This is a genomic window from Amycolatopsis sp. WAC 04197 (assembly GCF_003947475.1).
Lineage (GTDB): Bacteria > Actinomycetota > Actinomycetes > Mycobacteriales > Pseudonocardiaceae > Amycolatopsis > Amycolatopsis japonica.
In genome coordinates this window covers 1-924 of sequence record NZ_QHJK01000021.1, presented here as the reverse complement: position 1 = coordinate 924, position 924 = coordinate 1, and the positions used below count along the sequence as shown (strand labels likewise).

Here is a 924-nt window from a genome sequence, read left to right as displayed (position 1 = left end):
TGATTCCTTCGCGTTGCAGGGTTTCGGTGATGTCGTCGGGGGTGGCGGTTTTGTTTTCCCATGCGGCGGCGTAGGCGAGTTTGCTGATGAAGTCGTGGTCGGTGGGGGTGTCGGCGTTCAGCCTTCTGCCGAGGAATTCTCCGGTCGGTGACAGAGTGGGGAGACCTTGTGCCTGGGCGGCCGCCTCTAGTTCTGGGTCGTCTTTCAGGGCCTGTTTGCGTGCGTCCACAAGGGCTTTGAACTGCGGATGCTCGCCGTGGACGTTCGCTGCGATGAGATCGGCGATCGTGTCTTTGAGGGTGCGGTCACCGTTGTTGGCGAGGATCCTGTCGGTCAGTTCCTCGATCTGTGGTCGGTGTCCGGGTTTCGTCATCGACAGTTCGGGATGGCGGCGGCCGTCCTTCTCGGCGGCGGCCATCGCCTGTTTGATATCGGCCACAAGCTCGTTAAAGCCGAGGACGAAACCGGCCTCATGCGCGTTTCGCGCGATCGTCGGGGCGGTAGCCCGGTCCCCGACACTGACCCTCCGGTACAACCATGCGGTGAAAGCATCGATATCCTGCTCGCTGAACTTCCCCGTGCGACGCGTTCCTCGATAGAGAGGACCCCAAAGTTCGCCGACGGCACCGAGATCGTTCAGCAGATCAGTGAACCTCTTTCTCAGGGCCTTGGCGAATTTCCTGGCTGGGAAGGTTTCGTGCGAGACGTAGGTGAGGAGATGCCTGACGTCCAGGCCACCGTGTTGCTGGATTACGTCGATGGCCGCCGCGGTCAAGGCTGCCGAGGTTCGGGGATCGTCGGGGTCGGTGGTGACGAGGGTGCCGTCGCGGCGGTGTTTGGGTGCGAGGTGGAGGGTGTTTGGTTGGCCTGGGTCGGTGGTGGTGATGTGGCCTTGGGTGGTGATGTGGATGGGGGTGTTGTGGT

1 protein-coding gene is annotated in these 924 nt (G+C 62.0%); it reads right to left on the bottom strand.

Annotation, left to right across the window (positions count from 1 at the left end):
• On the bottom strand, nucleotides 1–924 hold a 924-nt coding region (locus DMC64_RS42880), incomplete at both ends, for a hypothetical protein (RefSeq protein WP_158634333.1).